This is a genomic window from Pseudomonas sp. P5_109 (assembly GCF_034009455.1).
Lineage (GTDB): Bacteria > Pseudomonadota > Gammaproteobacteria > Pseudomonadales > Pseudomonadaceae > Aquipseudomonas.
Map to the genome: position 1 here is coordinate 5,428,765 of NZ_CP125380.1, position 18,229 is coordinate 5,446,993.

Here is an 18,229-nt window from a genome sequence, read left to right on the forward strand (position 1 = left end):
CACTTTTGTAGGAGCCGGCTTGCCGGCGATGGCGGTCGAGCATCCACCGCATATCTCAACGCTTCTCCTGATTGCGTGGCCAACTCAGGCTGAAACACGCCCCGCCCAGGCTCTTGCTCTTGCCGATCAACGCGCGCCCGTCATGCCAATGGATGATACGTCGCACAATGGACAAGCCTAACCCATGGCCTCCGGAAGCACGGGTGCGACTGTCATCAAGTCGCAGAAACGGCGTAAAAATCTTCTCCCACGCCGACTCCGGCACACCCGGACCGTCATCCTCGATATCCACCCGGCATCGCTGCTGCCCCACCTGATAGCTGATGGTCACCCGTGATTGCGCATGACGCATGGCGTTGCTCACCAGGTTCTGGATCGCCCGATGCAGATAGCGAGGTTCGGCCTCGACCCAGGCGTCGTCGTTATCCGCCGCCGACAGGCATAACCCGCGCTGCACCGTGACGTCAGCGCGCAACGGCGCCAGCTCTTCGATCACCTGATTGACCAAGGCATCCAGATCGATCCGCTGGAAGTTCAGCGCCGGCGAGCCCTGCTCCAGCCGCGCATAGGTCAGCATCTCGTCCACCAGTCGGTCGAGGTCCTCGATGTCGTGATCCATGCCCTGGCAGTACTTTTCCAGGGCTTGCGGCGTGGTGGCCGAGCCGATCATTTCCAGGCCAAAGCGCAGGCGCGCCACCGGCGTGCGCAACTCGTGGGACACCGCTCGCACCAGTTCACGCTGGATCGCCAGCAACTGCTGCAAGTGCTCGGCCATACCGTTGAACGCCGAGGCCAACCGTCCCACCGAGTCCGCGCCGCGAGCCGGCACGCGGGTTTCCAGGCTGCCCTTGGCAATGCGCGTGGCGGCGGCCTCCAGACCGCGCAAGCGGCGCTCCAGTTGACGCACCAACAGATAGACAATCAAACCGATCAGCGTCAGGCCCAGCGCGGCGATCAGCACCAGCCACTCCGGCGGATAAGGATTCATCTGGTACAGGGGGCCGATTTCCAGGACCCACGGCGTGCCCACCATGCCGGCAAACACCCGGATCGAATCGCCCCCCTTGCCCAGCGCCATCACGGTGTCGCCCTCGGACACCCGACGGCTCTGGTCTTCGTCCATATCGGCTTCATCTACCGTGACCAGGCGCAGGTCGAAGCCGAACCCCTTGTTCTCCTTCAATTGCGCCAGGCGCAAGGGCTGGTCGGCGACCGGGGTGCGCACCAGTTCATCGGTCAGCAGGTAGATCGTCGCCCGGGCCAGTTGCTCGCTGATCTGCTGCACTTCCCCGGTGAGCATCAACTGTTCCTTGTCGCTGACCAGCTTGTAGACCTTCGCCGCGTGCGGCCCGGTCTGTTCCACCAATGCCTGGCCGCGCAACACACGGGTACGCTGGGTCAGGTCGAGGTCAGTCTCGGCAAAGGTTTTCAGCGCCAGCGGAATACCCAGCAAGCGCTCCCACACCAGCAAGGCGCGGTGGCGTTCGGTCTGGTTCATCGGTTGCAGGTTGTCGGCCATCAGCGAAAACGTGCCGTGGGCCAGGCGCTCGCGGTACTGCTCGCTGCGCACCTGATTGAGCAGGTGCAACGCCAGCACGCCAAGCACCGCCACCAGAATCAACGCGGCGCACATGCCGCCATAGATGCGCAGGAAGATGGAGTTCACAGGGATGGGTCTACGCAAGCCTCGGGAACGAACAGATAGCCTTTGCTGCGCACGGTCTTGATCAGCCGTGGATGCTCCGGGTCATCGCCGATCTTCGGGCGGATACGCGAGATGCGCACATCGATGGAGCGGTCCTGACCGTCATAACCGATGCCCCGTAGCGCGGTAAAGATCTCTTCCCGGGACAGAATGCGCCCGGCATTGGCCACCAACAGCCAGAGCAAGTCGAATTCGGCGCTGGTCAATTCGATGCCGTTGCCCTGCAACCAGGCTTCGCGCAGGGCGTTGTCGACGATCAGCGGGCCGAACTGCAGACGCCGCTGTTTTTCCGGGGCGACTTCGGGTGCTTCACTGCGCCGCAGCAACGCCTGGATGCGCGCCAGCAGCAGGCGTGGCCGTACCGGTTTGCACACGTAGTCGTCAGCACCCAGGTCCAGGCCGAGAATCTGGTCGGTGTCATCGGTGCGGGCGGTGAGCATCAGGATCGGGCCGTCGTAGCGGGAGCGGACCTTGCGGCAAATGCTCAGGCCATCTTCACCGGGGAGCATCAGGTCGAGGATCACCAGGTCCGGTTGTTCCTTGATGATGCGGTTCGCAGCGAGGGCACCATCCCCTTCGATCGATACACGCAGGCCATTGGCTTCCAGGTAATCGCGGGTCAGTTCGGCCAGTCGCTGGTCGTCCTCCACAATCAATACCTGCCAGGCTTCTTGCTCCACGGGTGACCTCTGCTTGCCAAAAACACTAATAAGGAAGGATCCGCCCGTCTTTTTGTAATGATTCGGGGGGACAAATATGTATACACGCTGGGCCGATTGTATAAACGCCGCCCGTCGAGAACACAAGCGGGCAAATGCGTTCGGACAACAGTGTTTTTTGTGATAGGGTTCGCGCCCTTAAAAATCCGAACGGCTGTTTTCAATCGCTGAAAATCAGTGAAAAACAGTCCGCTCCAGCTAGCTCGCGGCCTACACGCCCGTTCCATCTTTCACACACAATTTACGCACAGGTTTATCCACAGGCAGTACGTTGCAACCCCCTCAAAAACGCATTATCTTGTACCTGGGCGCTAAAAAAACCCTACATGTAGGGTTTTAGCTTAAAAGCCCAACCACATTTCAGACCACAAACTCAAGCGCTTTATTGCCAGTTTATGGTTGAACCAAGCACGATTTTACAAGCCCAAACCGCACAGGCGGATGGCACCGTTTTTTCAGGCCCGCATGGCCGGAACGGTACGGGTGTTGCAGTCATGACTGGCACCCCAGAAAGGAATCCGGCTTCGAGCTCAGGCTCGGGGCCAAAGACTTCGGCACGGAAGCGGCATCATTAGCCTTTTTCCTACTGTCCCGAAGTTGTTATGCCCGACGCCAAGTCGGTTGTAGTGCTTCAGGACAGAACGGTGGGCACCGTGATGGTGCCCAAACAAACATAGAGAATGTGGAGACACCCCCCCATGCAAACCGACACAACTCGCGAGAACCCGCAGGGCACCTTGCCGCAGGCCGCTGATTCGAATTCGGATCTGTCCGCCACCGCGCCTGGCCAACTGCGCGTGATCAAGCGTAACGGCACTGTCGTTCCCTACACCGATGACAAAATCACCGTCGCCATCACCAAAGCGTTTCTCGCAGTTGAAGGCGGCACCGCTGCTGCCTCGTCGCGAATCCACGACACTGTTGCCCGCCTGACCGAACAGGTCACCGCGACCTTCAAGCGTCGCATGCCATCGGGCGGCACCATCCACATCGAAGAAATCCAGGACCAGGTCGAACTGGCCCTGATGCGCGCCGGCGAGCAGAAAGTGGCTCGCGACTACGTGATCTACCGTGACGGTCGTTCGAAAGAACGTGCCGCCCACGCGCCGGCCGAGGAAGCGGTCAACGCTCACCCGTCGATCCGCATCACCCGTGCCGACGGCACCTTTGCTCCTCTGGACATGGGTCGCCTGAACACCATCGTCACCGAAGCGTGCGAAGGCCTGGAAGAAGTCGACGGCGACCTGATCCAGCGCGAAACCCTGAAGAACCTGTACGACGGCGTAGCCCTGAACGACGTCAACACCGCCCTGGTGATGACCGCCCGTACCCTGGTTGAACGCGAGCCGAACTACTCGTTCGTGACCGCGCGCCTGCTGATGGACACCTTGCGTGCCGAAGGCCTGGGCTTCCTCGAAGTGGCCGAGAGCGCCACTCACCACGAGATGGTCGACCTGTACGCCAAGGCACTGCCGGCCTACATCGCCAAAGGTATCGAGTTCGAACTGCTGAACCCAGTGCTGGCCTCCTTCGACCTGGAAAAACTGGGCAAGGCGATCAACCACGAGCGCGACCAGCAATTCACCTACCTGGGCCTGCAGACCCTGTACGACCGTTACTTCATCCACAAGGACGGTATCCGCTTCGAACTGCCGCAGATCTTCTTCATGCGCGTGGCCATGGGCCTGGCGATCGAAGAGAAGAACAAAGAAGATCGCGCGATCGAGTTCTACAACCTGCTGTCGTCCTTCGACTACATGGCTTCGACTCCGACCCTGTTCAACGCCGGTACCCTGCGTCCACAGCTGTCGAGCTGCTACCTGACCACCGTGCCGGATGACCTGTCGGGCATCTACCACGCGATCCACGACAACGCCATGCTGTCGAAATTTGCTGGCGGCCTGGGCAACGACTGGACTCCGGTTCGTGCGCTGGGTTCGTACATCAAGGGCACCAACGGCAAGTCCCAGGGCGTCGTACCGTTCCTGAAAGTAGTGAACGACACCGCCGTTGCCGTTAACCAGGGTGGCAAGCGCAAAGGCGCTGTCTGTGCCTACCTGGAAACCTGGCACATGGACATCGAAGAGTTCATCGAGCTGCGCAAGAACACCGGTGATGACCGTCGTCGTACCCACGACATGAACACCGCCAACTGGATCCCTGACCTGTTCATGAAGCGCGTCTTCGATGACGGCAAGTGGACCCTGTTCTCGCCGTCCGAAGTACCGGACCTGCACGACCTGACCGGCAAGGCCTTCGAAGAGCGCTACGAGTACTACGAAGCCCTGACCGAGTACCCGGGCAAGGTCAAGCTGTTCAAGACCATCCAGGCCAAAGACCTGTGGCGCAAGATGCTGTCCATGCTGTTCGAAACCGGCCACCCATGGCTGACCTTCAAGGACCCGTGCAACCTGCGCAGCCCGCAGCAGCACGTGGGCGTGGTCCACAGCTCGAACCTGTGCACCGAGATCACCTTGAACACCAACAAGGACGAGATCGCCGTTTGCAACCTGGGCTCGATCAACCTGCCGAACCACATCGTCAACGGCAAGCTGGACACCGCCAAGCTGCAACGCACCGTGAACACCGCCGTGCGCATGCTCGACAACGTGATCGACATCAACTACTACTCGGTGCCGCAAGCGAAGAACTCCAACTTCAAGCACCGTCCGGTCGGCCTGGGCATCATGGGCTTCCAGGACGCGCTGTACCTGCAGCACATCCCTTACGGTTCCGACGCTGCCGTCGAGTTCGCCGACAAGTCGATGGAAGCGGTCAGCTACTACGCGATCCAGGCTTCCTGCGACCTGGCCGATGAGCGTGGCGCCTATGACACCTTCCAGGGTTCGCTGTGGTCCAAGGGCATCCTGCCGCTGGATTCGCAACAGATCCTGATAGAGGCCCGTGGCCAGAAGTACATCGATGTCGACCTGAACGAATCCCTGGACTGGGCACCGGTTCGCGCCCGTGTACAGAAAGGCATCCGTAACTCGAACATCATGGCCATCGCACCGACCGCGACCATCGCCAACATCACCGGCGTCTCGCAGTCGATCGAACCGACCTACCAGAACCTCTATGTGAAATCGAACCTGTCGGGCGAATTCACCGTGATCAACCCGTACCTGGTTCGCGACCTCAAGGCTCGCGGTCTGTGGGACTCGGTCATGATCAACGACCTGAAGTACTACGACGGTTCGGTGCAGCAGATCGAGCGCATCCCGCAAGAACTCAAAGAGCTCTACGCGACCGCCTTCGAAGTGGACACCAAGTGGATCGTCGACGCCGCCAGCCGTCGCCAGAAGTGGATCGACCAGGCCCAGTCGCTGAACCTGTACATCGCCGGCGCCTCGGGCAAGAAGCTGGACGTGACCTACCGCATGGCCTGGTACCGTGGCCTGAAAACCACTTACTACCTCCGTGCCCTGGCCGCGACCAGCACCGAGAAGTCGACCATCAACACCGGCAAGCTGAACGCTGTTTCCAGCGGCGGCAACCACGGTGAAGATTCGGTCCTGGCAGCACCTGCCGGCCCTGCTCCAGTGCCGAAGGCTTGCGCCATCGACGAACCGGATTGCGAAGCTTGCCAGTAAGCTGAGCCTGTAGGAGCGAGCTTGCTCGCGATGGTCTTGAGGCCGCCGCGTGTTTTCAGACAACACGCGTTATCGTTGACGACCATCGCGAGCAAGCTCGCTCCTACACCTACAGGTTTCACGAGCACAAAAAAGCCCCTCTCTCGAGGGGCTTTTTTGTGCAGCACTTTCCAGCATCAAGCCATCTGGATGATGGTCTGCATGATGGTGCTCTGGGTGGAGATGGTCTTGGCGTTCGCCTGGTAGTTGCTCTGCGCCTTGATCAGGTCGACCAGTTCGTTGGTCAGGTTGACGTTGGACTCTTCCAGGGAGTTGGAAACGATCGAACCCAGGGTGCCAGTCTGCGGCGCATCGTAGCCCGGGATGCCCGATGTGTAGGTCTCTTTCCAACTGGTGCCGCCTACCGGCTGCAGGCCTTGCTCGTTGGTGAAGCTGGCCAGGGAGATCTGGCCGATGGGCTTGGTCTGGTTGTTGCTGAAGTTGGCCAGCAACACACCGCTGCCGTCGATGGTCAGGTTGGTGATCTGGCCAGTGGCATAACCGTTCTGCGATGGAATCGAACGCGCGGTGTCGGCGTTGAACTGGGTGGTGCTGGCCATGGCGATGGTCACGCCAGCCGGGTCGGCTGACGCGCCGTTGGCCGTCCAGACGCCATTGGTGACACTGCCTGGGGTCCAGTTGGTGATCTTCAGGTCACTGCTGATCACCGAAGTCGGTGGTGTGGTCGGCGGCGTCACCGGTGTGCTGACCGAAGTCAGTTTGCCGGCGGAATCGAACGTCATGGTCGAAGGAACCGGAGCGGTAACGGTTGGATCACTGCCATCGGGGTTGCGACCATCGATCAGCGTGTAGGTGTCCCAAGTATTCGGACCAGTCTTGACCATGTATTGATCCATGGGGTGCTGGTTACCCTGAGTATCGAAGACCGGGGTGCTGAACGACTTGGTAAAGGTCTCGGTCTTGGACGGATCGAACTTGTTCGCCGCAACTGTCTGGTCGATCACCGGCGCCGTGGAGTTCAGGTTGATGATCGATGACACGCTGCTGGTGGACTTCGGCGCCAGGTTGGAGGTGTCGATCCGCAGGTCGGTCAGCACGCCGTTGACGATCTTGCCGTTGGCATCTACACCGTAGCCTTGCAGGCGGGCAGTGCCGTCGCTGTTGGTGACGTAGCCGTCCTTGTCGGTCTTGAACGTACCGGCACGGGTGTAGGTCAGCGAACCGTTGTTGCTCATGACGAAGAAGCCGCTACCCTGGATACCCATGTCGAGCACGTTGCCGGTGTTGCTCACGTCACCCTGGGTGAACTGCTGGGAAACGTTGGCCAGGCGCACGCCGTTGCCGACGGTCTTGCTGCCGGTGCCCAGGCGGGTCGCCGAGTACACGTCTTCGAATTCTGCACGGGACGATTTGAAACCGGTGGTCGCGACGTTGGCGATGTTGTTGCCGGTAACGTCCAGTTGTTTGTTGGCTGCAAAGAGACCGCTAAGGCCGATATTGAAAGACATCATCCACTCCTTTATGCCGGGTTAGTCGGCTTTACATACCAATGGTTTGTACTTTGGACAGGGCAACGCTGCCCAGCCCGGCCAGATTGAGCATCAACTCACCGCCGGTCTGGCTGATGGTCACGCTGTTGACGGTCGCGGGCAGGTTGGTGATCAACGCGACGGACTTGCCATCGATCGTGCTCGTGGCGCCGAAGGTGTAGGTACCGGCAGGTACCGTCTCACCCGCATCGTTCTTGCCGTCCCAGATGAAGCTGGCGTTGCCGGCCTTCTGCGAACCGAGGTCGATGGTGCGCACGGTCTTGCCGGTCGAGTCGGTGATCTTCAAGGTGGCGGACGCCACCGAAGACGGAACCACCACCGTGCCGCTGAGGCTCTTGGTGGTATCGACCACGGCCTTGTCGCCCGGCGCGATGACCGAACGGCCCACCAGCGACGACGCCTGCAAGGCCTGGGACGAGTTGTAGTTGCTGGCCAGGCCGCTCACGGTATCGTTGAGCGTGGTGATGCCTTCCAGGCTGCTGAACTGCGCCAACTGGGCCACGAACGCGCCGTTGTCCTGGGGCTCCAGCGGGTTCTGGTTTTTCAGCTGGGTCACCAGCAATTGCAGGAACGCATCCTTGCCCAGCGCCTTGTTGCCCGAAGCGCTACCGGCTGCCGACGCGAGGCCGTCAGTCGTGGTGTTGGTCTTGATCGAGGAGTTGGCCAGGATGTCGTTGAGGCTCAAACCGCTGGTGGAATCGCTAACACTCATGTGAGTCGCCCCTTATCACTGACCGAGGGTCAGGACCTTCTGCATCATGGTTTTGGCGGTGTTCATCATTTCGGCGTTGGTCTGGAAGGAACGGCTCGCGGAAATCATGTCGGCCATTTCTTCAACCACGTTGACGTTCGGGTAGTAGACGTAGCCCTTGGCATCGGCTGCCGGATGATTCGGCTCGTAGCGTGCCTCGAGGTTGCTCTGGTCTTCGACCACGCCCAGTACCTGCACGCCTTGGCCGGCGGCATCCTGGCTCTGGAACAGCGAGTCGCTGCCGCCGCTCTGGCCGCCCTGGAACATGGTGGCGAATACCGGGTGACGCGCGCGGTAGGTCTGGTCGATGCTCGACGAAACCGTCTCGGCGTTGGCGATGTTCGAAGCGACGGTGTTCAAACGCGTGGTCTGCGCACTCATGCCGCTACCGGCAATGTTGAAAACACTGGATAGAGACATGGCTTACTCTCCGCGCAGGGCTGATACCAGCCCTTTGAATTTGCTGTTGAGCAGGGTGAAGCTGGCCTGGAAGCCGATCGCGTTCTCCGCGTAGTTCGACTGCTCCAGCTGAGCGTCCACGGTGTTCTGGTCGATCGACGGTTGCATTGGCGTGCGATACAGCAACGACTCGTCGCCATTGCCCAGGCCTTCAGCTTCGATATGACGGCTGTTGGTCATGTTCAAGGCGAAAGTGCCGCTCTTGGTTTTCTCGTTCTGCTCGGCGAGCACTTTCGAAAAGTCCAGATCCCGAGCCTTGTAGTTCGGGGTATCGGCGTTGGCGATGTTGTTGGCCAGGACTTCGGCACGCTGGGCGCGGAAGCCCAGGGCTTGTTCGTGGATACCGAGCGCTTTATCGAAGCTGATGCTCATGTCGGGAAACCTTCGGGTGACCTGATTTTTCGTAGGATCAACTTAGCAAGCCCCATGCCAATTCAAAAAAGCCCGGAAACCGGGGCTTTGCCGGCCATGGCAACGCGGCAATGCCAGAAAAGCGGCAACGGTTTTCCGCCGCCTGCCGCTTTTCTGCCGCTTGGTACGATCAAAAGAACACCGTGTCACCTTGTAGGAGCCGGCTTGCTGGCGATGAACGATGACACAGTCTGCCTGGATGACCGCGGCGCCTGGATCGCCAGCAAGCCGGCTCCTACAAGGGCACGCGGTGTAAGTTGGAAATTATCGGCCACAAAAAAAGGAGCCCCAAAGGGCTAATGCCAGTCAGTTAAGCTGACTGGCATTTTTATTTTTGATCGGATACTTCGGGGATTTGAGCCTGATGGCCCGGGGGTAAATGCGCTCCGCCCGTCGATGAGGCAGTACATACTGCGGGGCTGAGGCATGCAGCTCGGCCAGGTACTTGGGGATGTTCCCGGAGCGGTCGGCCGAGACGCTGTTGATAAACCCGAGGATCGCCCAGGTGCAGGCGGTAAAACTCATTTCACATGGGTAAATGCCGGGGCAGTGGCGACTCATTTCCACCATTTGATAGCGCAACAAGTTGTAGCCCAACAACACTCCCCATAATTCCTGCTCGATCATCTCGGGCGTTTTGCTGCGCAACGTATAGCTGCTGTTGAGCAGCGTCTGTTTCATTTCCCGAAAGCCTAATTCGATCTCCCATCGCTGACTGTACAGATCAACGATTTCGTCGGACGGGAAGCGCAGCGGGTCGGCCATTGAGGTCAGGATCTGACATACCTTGCCTTTGACGGTTTTGCTCAGGAGTCGCGCGGTCAGACGCTCCGGCAGCCCCGGCCATTGCTTGCGAGCCTGCGGCGAAGTGCTTAACGAAACCACCGCATCCTGGCGACCCAGACGCTGAACCACTTCGTACTGCGCACCTTTGCGCAATGGCATCAGCCAATGGCGCTCGGAGCCGGCCTGCTGCCACTGGTGCAGCAAACCCAAGGAATAAAAGCCGCGATCGAACAGCGTCAACGAGTGATCGGGCGTGGTTTCGATCAGTTGTTCTGCCAGCTTCATTTCGTTGCTGCGATAGCCGTCAAACGCGCTGCCGATCAGCAAGTGACTGGTCAACTCCATTTGGCAGACCATGCGCACCTGAGGGAAACCAGTGTCGCCATGCTGGTTACTGGCCGAGTCGTAATGCGCACGGTTTTCGGGGGTATCGGGTGTTCGCCAGACGACACCGTCGACGCCCAGTAAGCGCAAACCGGCCCAAGTTGGATGAGCGGCTGCTTCATGCCAACTTTTCTGAGTCAGATCGAAGACCTGTCGTACAGCTTCGCTGCCTAATCGCTGACGGGCCTGGACTACGGCGCTGGGCGCTACCAGCGGACGCTGTCCCGGCAGCATGATGTTCATGCGGCTGACCACATCCCAGGCCGACATACGTCGAAAGAACGCCATGGAGATCACGCACCAAAGCATCATTTCCAGCGGCAAACGCCGCTTGCGCAGGGTAGCTACACCGGCCTGCTCAAGTGCCTGTTCGACCAAAGAAGGGTCGAGTAAGGAATCCAATCCCTCGATGGTGTTGGGAGTGGAGGCGATGTTGTGGGTCAGTTCCAGTGCCCGAGCGAGACGCATAAAAAAATCCGATGCCAGTACAGGCATCGGATTTTGATTTCTTGCGGCCAAAGGTCAAGCGAGAAGGCTTAACTGATCGGCATTACCCCAAAGGGCTCCCGTTTTTTGACAACACCAACAAATCACTTCGCCTGGTAAATGATCCCCGGGCTGCACTGGACCATCTGGTAATGATCCGGCAAACCGTTCAGCGCTTCGGAAGCACCGAGGAACAGGTAACCGCCCGGCTTCAACGTACTGTGGATGCGCAACAGGATGTCCTTCTTCACCTCGGCGGAGAAGTAGATCAATACGTTGCGGCAGAACACGATGTCGAACTTGCCCAGGGCTGCGTAGCTGTCCAGCAGGTTGAACGAGCGGAACTCCACCCGGCTCTTGATCGGCGCCTTGATCGCCCAGCGTCCCGGTCCTTTCGGATCGAAATAACGCTGCAGGCGCTCGGGCGACAGGCCGCGGCCGATGGCCAGGCTGTCGTACTCGCCGGTCTTGCAGTTGTTCAGCATGGTGCCGGACAGATCGGTGGCAACGATCTGCACGCCCATCCTCAACTGCCCCATGTTGACCCGCTCGAACTCGTCGATGGACATCGACAGCGAATACGGTTCCTGGCCCGACGAGCATGCCGCCGACCAGATGCGCAGGCGCTGGCCGGGACTGGCCTTGATCGCTTCGGGCAGTACCTTGTTCTTCAAGACTTCAAACGGGTAGGTATCACGAAACCACAGGGTTTCGTTGGTGGTCATGGCATCCACCACCTGCTCGCGCAAACCGCTGCGCGGCTGGGTCTGCATGCGCTGAACCAGCTCACCCAAAGACTTGATGCCTTGCTGTTCCATCAGTTTGTTGAGACGGCTGGAGACCAGGTATTGCTTGTTTTCACCGAGCAAAATGCCACAGGCTTTTTCCAGGAATACCCGGAACTGTTCGAAATCCAAATTACCCGTAGACAATGATGCCGCCTCTTAAATCGTGTTGACTGCCAGGGGCGCGGGCCCCTAGCTGATATCTGCTGCTTTGATCCGGTCGACTACCCGGGATGCCAGGTCATCAGGACGGAATTTGGCCAGGAAGTCATCGGCACCGACCTTCTTGACCATCGCCTGATTGAAAACCCCCGACAACGAAGTATGCAGGATGATATGAAGCTTTTGCATGCGCGGGTCGTTGCGGATTTCCGCCGTCAGGGTATACCCGTCCATCTCCGGCATCTCGATGTCGGAGATCATCATCAGGAACTCTTCTTCCGGCTTCTTGCCCTCGTCGACCAGTTTGCGCAGGTAGTCCAGCGCTTGCCGACCGTCGTTCAACGCCACCACTTCGACGCCGACCGTTTGCAGGCAACGCGTGACCTGCTTGCGCGCCACCGACGAGTCGTCGACCGTCAGCACGCGCAACGACAGCGCCTTGTGCTGGGTTTCGACATCCACCACGCCGACGGAAATCGCTTCCGGCGTCGGCGCCACTTCCGCCAACACTTTTTCGACGTCGATGATTTCGACCAACTGATTGTCGACCCGCGTCACCGCCGTCAGGTAGTGATCGCGTCCGGTGCCCTTGGGTGGCGGATGGATCTCCTCCCAGTTCATGTTGACGATGCGTTCCACCGAGCGGACCAGGAAACCCTGGGTCTTGGTGTTGTACTCCGTGATGATCACGAAGGGGTTGTTCTTGTCCTTCAAAGCACCGGAGCCGGTCGCCATCGCCAGATCAAGGATCGGAATGGTCGCCCCCCGGATGTTCGCCACGCCGCACACGACAGGACTGGACTTGGGCATCAGCGTCAGTTTGGGGCATTGCAGCACCTCCCGAACCTTGAAGACGTTGATCCCGTATAGCTGCTGGCCGTCGAGACGGAACAACAACAGCTCAAGGCGATTCTGCCCCACCAGTTGCGTGCGCTGGTTTACCGAATCCATTACACCAGCCATGCCCAGACTCCTACACCAACGCCAAGTGTTGTTGCGACGCACCTTCATCACTGAACGGCACGGCGCTTGCTTTTTTAATCGTTATGAACACAGAACCGACATTTTTTCGACGCCTGATCACACCCTATCGCAAATTACTCGGCGTGCTGGCGGCTGTTTGCCTGTTCAACGTTGGCAGCCCTGCCCTTGCTGACGCGGTTACCTTGCCTGACATGCTTATCGGCGTCACTCAGGGCTTTCTTGAATTCACCGTAGAAGACTATCTGGCTACCAGTCAAACGGAAGGTCGCTACGAGATCGAGGTCAAGCAGCTTGATCCGCGCATGCACATGCCGATGTGCGACAAGGAATTGACAGCAACGCTGGAGAGTCCCAAGCCACTGGGACGGGTCACGGTCAAGGTGCGCTGCGAGGGCGCCTCCCCCTGGACCGTGTTCGTACCCGCTCAAGTCCGCCTGTTTCGCGATGTCGTGAGCACCGCCCGGCCACTGCGCCGCGCCGCCATTGTCGAGCCTGGCGACGTGGTGCTGCGCGAGCGCGATATCAGCCTGATCAGCCAGGGCTACCTGACCTCCCTCGACCAGGCGATCGGGCAGCGACTGACCCGACCAATGGTCGCCGACCAGGTAATTACCCTGGTGCATATCGAACAGGCCGAGGTTATCCGCAAGGGTGATCAGGTGGTGATTACTGCCCGCAGCGGTACGCTCAGCGTGCGAATGCCAGGCGAAGCCCTGTCAAACGGCAGCCTGAGCGAACAGATACGGGTGAAAAACCTCAACTCCCAACGGGTCATCAAGGCGCAGGTCATGGCGCCAGGGCAGGTGGAAGTGTCCATGTAAGGCTCTCTGCTCATCAGAATGTGGCGCTTGCCGCGGCTGTTCCCTAGACTGTGCTCCATGCAGGGCAAGCGCTGACGCGCGCGAGGTTCATTGATAAATGAGCCTAAAGTTTTCCAGGGAATGGCCGAAACCATGGCAAGCGTCCAAATTCCCAGAGGTTTTTTATCATGGTCATCGATTTCAGCCGATTGAACAGCTCCTCGTCCCTTACGGGCAGTACACGTACCAGCGCCAGCAAGGAAAGCGCCGAAACCGGCAAATCCGCGCCGCTGGAGTCCGCGGCCGAACAGGCCGGTACCGTCAAAAGCGGGGAATCGGTACATCTCAGCAATGAGGCTCAGCAGTTGCAGAAGGTCACCGACAAGCTGCGCGATCAGCCCGCCGTCGACAACGCCCGCGTGGCCGAGTTGAAAGCAGCGATTGCCGATGGCAGCTATAAAGTCGACAGCAACCGCGTAGCCAGCAAACTGCTCAACTTCGAAGCCCAGCGCTAGGCCACCGCCGGCGCCAGGCTTTTGGACGCTTAAAACCCAAGGCCAGCCATGCACGACACTAATCTACTGCAACTGATCACCGACGACTTTGCTCCAGCGCAACACTTGCTGGAATTACTGCGCACCGAATCCCTCGCCTTGCATGGCCGCGACCTGCCATTGCTCGAGGACATCCTGGCGCAGAAACAGGCATTGATCGTCCTGCTCGAACAGCATGGCCGCAAGCGCAGTGAAATTCTCGCCAGCCTCAACCTGCCGACCAACCGCGGCGGTCTTGAGCAATTGGCCGGCCAGTCGAGCATTGGCGACCAGTTGCTGGCGCAAAGTGACGTGCTGACCGATCTCCTGGCCCAGTGCCAGGCCATCAACGCCAACAACGGTCAATCGATCCTCACTCAGCAGGCCGCTACGGCCACCCAGCTGAAAATCCTCAATGGCGGTGAAACCCCGGCGCTTTACGATGCCAGCGGAACATTCTCCAAGCTTGCTAAGCCGAGGCCGCTCAGTCAGGCTTAGGCCGCTCGATGAGCCCGCTCTATCCAAGACGCGAAAGATGCTGGCAAAATGCTGGCCAGTCGTAGTCAAATTTTGTCTGGAGATTGATTAACCGTGTCCAATGCCTTATCCGTGGATGATTCGCCGCAGCCACCCAAGGTGCTCTCCACGCCCTTGGAAATCTCCAGCAACCTGCGCCAGCTGCTCGAAAGCCATGACCCGCTGATCATCACGTTCCACGAGCGCAGCCAGCGCTTCCAGAGTTATCTGGTGGACCTGGACCGTGACAGCAACATGATTGCCCTGGACGAAATGATCCCCCGCGATGGCGAACGCTACCTGATGGCCGGCGAACCATTCAGGGTCGAAGGCTTCCACGAAGGCGTGCGCATCGCCTGGGAAAGCAACGGCCAATTGACCATCGACGAATCCGGTGGCAGCCGCTGCTATCGCGGCCCCCTGCCCGATGAAGTCTCGTACCACCAGCGCCGCAATGCGTTCCGCGCGGCGTTGAAGCTGGCACAACTGGTCAACGTCAACCTCGACGGCGAAAAGCTCAAGGCGCCCATCAGCGGCAAGCTGCTGGATATTTCCGCTACCGGGTGCAAATTGCGTTTCGACGGCGACATCACCGGCAGCCTGCAACTGGGCCAGGTTTACGATCGCTTCAACGCCGACCTGCCCTTTGGCAAGATGACCGCTCCAGTCGAGTTGCGTTACCTGCACTTCGAAGAAAGGATCTCCACTACGTTCGCCGGCGTTCGCTTCCACAACATGAGCGGACTGGTGCAGCGTCAGGTCGAACGCTTCGTCTACCAGTTGCAGCGCGAAGCACGTCGGTTCGACAAAGACGACATGTAACAGAGCGCCAACAAAAAACGGGCAGTCCCTTGCGGTGACTGCCCGTTTTTTTATGCCCTGGATTTAAGGCCTGGCCTCACTGAAGTTAGGGTCCCGCCCTGTATCAGGGTCTTGCGGTGGTTGATCGGTTTCAGCTTCGGTTACATCAGCCTCAGGTTCTGATTCAGGCTCTGGCCCGGCACTCACCGGGTTTTGCATCTGATCCTGCACCACCTGCTCATCAACACGCGGGTCGAGGCAAGCCACCAGTGGTGAACTCGTCATGTTGTCTGGCATGGCCACGTGATGCAGCGGCGCATCTTCCACCTGATGCAGGTTGGTCACCGCTTTCGGGCGAATCCGCCACACCAGCACCAACGCAAAGAAACTGAAGAAGGCATACAGCATCTGGCTGCCGAACAGCTTCATCAGCACACCAGCCACCAGCGGCCCGATACTCGCGCCAACACCGTAGGTCACCAGCAACATCGCCGTCAGGGACACCCGGCGATCGCCTTCGACGTGGTCGTTGGAGAACGCTACTGCCAACGGATACAGGCAGAACTGCACCAGCGAACAGATAAAACCGGCAATAAACAGAACCTCAAGCGGCACCTGCGGCATGATCGCCAGCGGCAGTGCAGCCAGGGCCAGGCTGAAAGCGAAACTGCGGATCAACACAGCCCGATCGTAACGGTCGGACAACCAGCCCAACGGCCACTGCACCAGCAACCCGGCAAAAATGCAGCTACCCATGAACAGACCGACCTGCTCCGTGGATAACCCTTGCTGCGAGGCATACAGCGGCGCCAGACCGTAGAACGAACCGACGATCAGGCCCGCCCCGAGCACCGTGCTCAATGACTGCGGCACGCGCTTGATAAAGAACCGTGGCTCCATGGGTGCCGGATGCAAGGGTGCCGGGTGAATCCGGCGGGTCAACGCCACGGGCACCAGGCACAGGGCGAAACACAGGGCGACCAGCATCAGCAGCTCCAGCCCCAGCGCCGGGTGCATGACCAGAATCAGTTGCCCCATGACCAGGCCCAGGTAAGAGGCAATCATGTAGCCGCTGAACACCAACCCGCGCTGCTTGGCCTCGGCCTGCTCGTTCAGCCAGCTCTCGATCACCATGTACTGGCACATCATGCCGAGGCCGACGATCACCCGCAGGAACAACCAGGCCGGCAGCCAATCGATCAGGCCATGCCCCAACACCGCCGCGCCGACGATCCCGGCACAGGCCGAATAGGCCCGGATATGCCCGACCCGGGCAATCAACCGGTGACCGATCTTGCCCCCCAGCACCAGGCCGAAGTAGTTGGCGGCCATCAGCGCACCAACCCACAGGCTGTCGACATGGTCGGCAGCCAGGCGCAGGCCCAGGTAGGTACTCAACAGGCCCGAGCCGATCAACATCATCAGCGAGGCGAAATACAGCGCTCGAAAGGATTTCCAGATTTGGCGCATCGGCGTTCCGAGCGGCTCCTTGCAGTGAGAATCGGCTATCGCTAAACGATAGCCGGATGTCGACGGATCGTCAGGCCTGGGCGGCTAAAACACGCCGTTCCCAGGGAGTAATTTCATCGTAGAAGCTGGTCAGTTCCAGGGTCTTCGAGGCGATGTAGCCTTCGATGAATTCCGTACCGAACAGTTCCTTGGCCAACTGGCTACGTTTCAGACGCTCCAGTGCCGCATGCAAGGTACACGGCAACGAAAGATTGTCCGGCACCTGGAACTCACCCTGGATCGGCGCGCTCGGTTCCAACGCGTTCTCGATGCCATGCAAACCCGCCGCCAGGCTGGCGGCAATCGCCAGATACGGATTGGCATCGGCCCCCGGCAAGCGGTTCTCGACCCGACGGGCCACCGGCAGGCTGGCCGGAATACGCAGGCCAGCCGCACGGTTGTCGTGGGACCAGCAGGCATTATTCGGTGAGGCGTATGGGTGGCACAAGCGCTGGTAGGAGTTCACGTTCGGCGCAAACAACGCAGTGAAGTCGGCCATGCAGGCCTGCTGACCGGCAATGAAGTGCCGGAAGATGGCCGTCTCCTGCCCCGCCTCATCACTGAATACGTTACGCCCCGAATCAATTTCGACGACGCTCTGGTGAATATGCATCGAACTGCCCGGCGTATGCGCCAACGGCTTGGCCATGCACACCACGCTCAGGCCGTGCTTGAGGGCAACTTCCTTGAGCAAGTGCTTGAACAGGAACGTCTGGTCAGCCAGCAGCAATGGATCGCCGTGCAGCAGATTGATCTCGAACTGGCTCACGCCCATCTCGTGCATGAAGGTATCGCGAGGCAAGCCCAGGGCCGCCATGCACGCGTAGACCTCATTGAAAAAGGGGCGCAGCCCATTGTTGGAGCTGACGCTGAACGCCGACTGACCGTCCTCGCGACGACCGTCCAGCCCCAGCGGCGGCTGGAACGCCTGAGTCGGATCGGTATTGGGGGCGAAGATAAAAAACTCGAGCTCGGTTGCCACCACTGGCGCCAGGCCGCGAGCGGCGTAACGGGCGATGACCGCCTTGAGCTGGCCACGGGTCGACAGATTGGAGCTGGTGGTCGTGCCCAGTTCATCCGCGTCGCAAATGGCGAAGGCCCGTGGTGGGTTGCTCCAGGGCAGGCGATGGATTTGTGCAGGGTCCGGGATCAGCGCCAGATCACCATCATCGCTGCCGTAAAACCGCGCTGGCGGGTATCCGCCCATGATGCATTGCAGCAGCACACCCCGCGCCAGCTGCAAACGTCGACCGTCGAGAAAACCCTCGCTGGTCATCACCTTGCCCCGTGGAACG

At 59.7% G+C, this 18,229-nt stretch carries 16 protein-coding genes; 5 read left to right on the forward strand and 11 right to left on the reverse strand.

Translation table 11 applies throughout. The annotated features are described in order from the left end of the window. Positions 1 to 55: 55 nt before the first annotated feature. Together QMK54_RS24030 and QMK54_RS24035 are read right to left on the reverse strand one after the other, a co-directional pair. Positions 56 to 1,666, reverse strand: a complete 1,611-nt coding sequence (locus QMK54_RS24030; protein WP_103397728.1) for an ATP-binding protein — start codon at positions 1,664 to 1,666, stop codon at positions 56 to 58. After that, the gene (locus QMK54_RS24035) at positions 1,663 to 2,385 is read right to left on the reverse strand and encodes a winged helix-turn-helix domain-containing protein (RefSeq protein WP_110662302.1); all 723 of its coding nucleotides are present in this window, start codon (positions 2,383 to 2,385) and stop codon (positions 1,663 to 1,665) included. Before QMK54_RS24035 ends, QMK54_RS24030 begins: the two co-directional genes overlap by 4 nt. A 737-nt stretch (positions 2,386 to 3,122) precedes the next feature. Here QMK54_RS24035 and QMK54_RS24040 point away from each other — a divergent pair. Beyond that, entirely contained in the window at positions 3,123 to 6,017 is a 2,895-nt protein-coding gene (locus tag QMK54_RS24040) for a ribonucleoside-diphosphate reductase subunit alpha (protein WP_320401461.1), read from the forward strand. Between the two features lie 176 nt (positions 6,018 to 6,193). On the opposite strand, the gene flgE is transcribed toward QMK54_RS24040, so the two are convergent. The 7 genes from flgE to QMK54_RS24075 all read right to left on the reverse strand — a co-directional run bounded on the left by flgE (position 6,194) and on the right by QMK54_RS24075 (position 12,754). Next, positions 6,194 to 7,525 carry a flagellar hook protein FlgE gene (flgE, locus tag QMK54_RS24045; protein ID WP_317851686.1) on the reverse strand — a complete coding sequence of 444 codons (1,332 nt, stop codon included), beginning with the start codon at positions 7,523 to 7,525 and terminating at the stop codon, positions 6,194 to 6,196. Between the two features lie 31 nt (positions 7,526 to 7,556). Next, positions 7,557 to 8,279, reverse strand: coding sequence for a flagellar hook assembly protein FlgD (flgD, locus tag QMK54_RS24050; RefSeq protein WP_320401462.1), 723 nt, complete (start codon positions 8,277 to 8,279; stop codon positions 7,557 to 7,559). Positions 8,280 to 8,294: 15 nt separating this feature from the next. Beyond that, the gene (flgC, locus tag QMK54_RS24055; RefSeq protein ID WP_007980123.1) at positions 8,295 to 8,738 is read right to left on the reverse strand and encodes a flagellar basal body rod protein FlgC; all 444 of its coding nucleotides are present in this window, start codon (positions 8,736 to 8,738) and stop codon (positions 8,295 to 8,297) included. A 3-nt stretch (positions 8,739 to 8,741) separates the two neighbouring features. After that, complete coding sequence (gene flgB / locus QMK54_RS24060) at positions 8,742 to 9,149, reverse strand: flagellar basal body rod protein FlgB (RefSeq protein WP_008051530.1); 408 nt, start codon at positions 9,147 to 9,149, stop codon at positions 8,742 to 8,744. A 345-nt stretch (positions 9,150 to 9,494) separates the two neighbouring features. Next, positions 9,495 to 10,826: an IS4 family transposase gene (locus QMK54_RS24065; protein ID WP_320401463.1), complete on the reverse strand. Its 1,332-nt coding sequence runs from the start codon at positions 10,824 to 10,826 to the stop codon at positions 9,495 to 9,497. A gap of 122 nt (positions 10,827 to 10,948) precedes the next feature. Next, the gene (gene cheR / locus QMK54_RS24070; protein WP_110662516.1) at positions 10,949 to 11,776 is read right to left on the reverse strand and encodes a protein-glutamate O-methyltransferase CheR; all 828 of its coding nucleotides are present in this window, start codon (positions 11,774 to 11,776) and stop codon (positions 10,949 to 10,951) included. Positions 11,777 to 11,821: 45 nt separating this feature from the next. Then, positions 11,822 to 12,754: a chemotaxis protein CheV gene (locus tag QMK54_RS24075; RefSeq protein ID WP_007980130.1), complete on the reverse strand. Its 933-nt coding sequence runs from the start codon at positions 12,752 to 12,754 to the stop codon at positions 11,822 to 11,824. Positions 12,755 to 12,837: 83 nt separating this feature from the next. Here QMK54_RS24075 and flgA point away from each other — a divergent pair, with 83 nt between their 5' ends. From flgA to QMK54_RS24095, 4 genes are all read left to right on the forward strand, one after another. Beyond that, complete coding sequence (gene flgA, locus QMK54_RS24080; RefSeq protein WP_320401464.1) at positions 12,838 to 13,596, forward strand: flagellar basal body P-ring formation chaperone FlgA; 759 nt, start codon at positions 12,838 to 12,840, stop codon at positions 13,594 to 13,596. Positions 13,597 to 13,763: 167 nt separating this feature from the next. Next, positions 13,764 to 14,090, forward strand: a complete 327-nt coding sequence (gene flgM / locus QMK54_RS24085) for a flagellar biosynthesis anti-sigma factor FlgM (protein WP_110658344.1) — start codon at positions 13,764 to 13,766, stop codon at positions 14,088 to 14,090. A 48-nt stretch (positions 14,091 to 14,138) separates the two neighbouring features. Beyond that, positions 14,139 to 14,606 (forward strand): flagella synthesis protein FlgN, encoded by a 468-nt coding sequence (locus QMK54_RS24090; protein ID WP_110658343.1) that lies wholly within the window; start codon positions 14,139 to 14,141, stop codon positions 14,604 to 14,606. 93 nt (positions 14,607 to 14,699) lie between these two features. Continuing rightward, on the forward strand, positions 14,700 to 15,446 hold the full coding sequence (locus QMK54_RS24095) for a flagellar brake protein (protein WP_110658342.1): 747 nt from the start codon (positions 14,700 to 14,702) through the stop codon (positions 15,444 to 15,446). A 63-nt stretch (positions 15,447 to 15,509) separates the two neighbouring features. On the opposite strand, the gene QMK54_RS24100 is transcribed toward QMK54_RS24095, so the two are convergent. Further along, a complete protein-coding gene (locus QMK54_RS24100) occupies positions 15,510 to 16,895 on the reverse strand; it encodes an MFS transporter (protein WP_110658341.1) in 1,386 nt (461 codons plus the stop codon). Between the two features lie 70 nt (positions 16,896 to 16,965). Next, positions 16,966 to 18,210: a glutamine synthetase family protein gene (locus QMK54_RS24105; RefSeq protein WP_181432002.1), complete on the reverse strand. Its 1,245-nt coding sequence runs from the start codon at positions 18,208 to 18,210 to the stop codon at positions 16,966 to 16,968. Between the last annotated feature and the right edge of the window lie 19 nt (positions 18,211 to 18,229).